The organism is Collinsella tanakaei (assembly GCF_030373545.1).
GTDB lineage: Bacteria > Actinomycetota > Coriobacteriia > Coriobacteriales > Coriobacteriaceae > Collinsella > Collinsella tanakaei_C.
Window position 1 is genome coordinate 1 of sequence record NZ_JAUDCO010000024.1, and the last position, 919, is coordinate 919.

General features: G+C 73.0%; 1 protein-coding gene. It reads right to left on the minus strand.

Features of this window, described 5'->3' with window-relative positions; all coding sequences use genetic code 11:
- Positions 1-13 precede the first annotated feature (13 nt).
- The coding region (locus QUW00_RS09340) for a UTP--glucose-1-phosphate uridylyltransferase (RefSeq protein ID WP_289614104.1) at positions 14-919 on the minus strand (906 nt) is incomplete at its 5' end.

Consider the following 919-nt stretch of genomic DNA (forward strand, 5'->3'; position numbering starts at 1 on the left):
CGGAGGCTCCCGCCTAGCGCTTGAGCCCGCCGCGCTCCTCGACGGCCTCCCAGAACGCGTCGGCGAAGCGCGGGTCCTCGGCAGCCATGAGGGCGTTGGTGGCGATCCAGCCCGAGGGCGTGCCGGTGTCGTAGCCCGACAGCGGGTCGACGACGACGGCGTACATGGCCTCGCGCTCCAGGCTGCGCGCCATGGCGTCGGTGAGCTGGACCTCGCCGCCCTTGCCGGGCTGCTGGTCGCCCAGCAGGTCCATCACGAGCGGGCTGAGCAGGTAGCGCCCGACGATGTAGAGGTTCGAGGGCGCCTCGTCGGCGGCCGGCTTCTCCACGAGGCCCGAGACGCGCCACACCGCCCCGGGCGCGTCGTCGGCGGCGCCCTCGGCGCCGGGCAGCGAGCCCACGCGCTCGCCGGCCACCACGCCGTAGCGGGACACCTCCTCGGGCGAGCAGGGCGCCACCGCGATCACGGAGGCGCCGGCGTGGGCCGCGGAGACCTCCATCATCCTGGTGCAGATGTCGCGGGAGGGCACGACGTAGTCGCCCAGCAGCACCAGGAAGCTCTCGCCCGCGACGGCGTCGGCGGCGCTGCGGATGGCGTGGCCGAGGCCCCTCGGCTCGTACTGGTAGCGGAAGTCCACGGGCATGCCGCCGGCCTCGGCGACGGCGTCGGCGTAGGCGGCCTTGCCGCGCTCGCGCAAAAGCCCCTCCAGCGAGCGGTCGGGCTGGAAGTAGCTCAGCAGCTCGGGCTTGCCCGGCGAGGTGACGATGATGACGTCGTCGACGCCCTCGGGCTCGAGGGCCTCCTCCACGACGTACTGGATGACCGGCTTGTCGAGGACCGGCAGCATCTCCTTGGGGGTGCACTTGGTGGAGGGCAAAAAGCGGGTGCCCAGGCCCGCCGCGGGTATGATGGCCTTCAT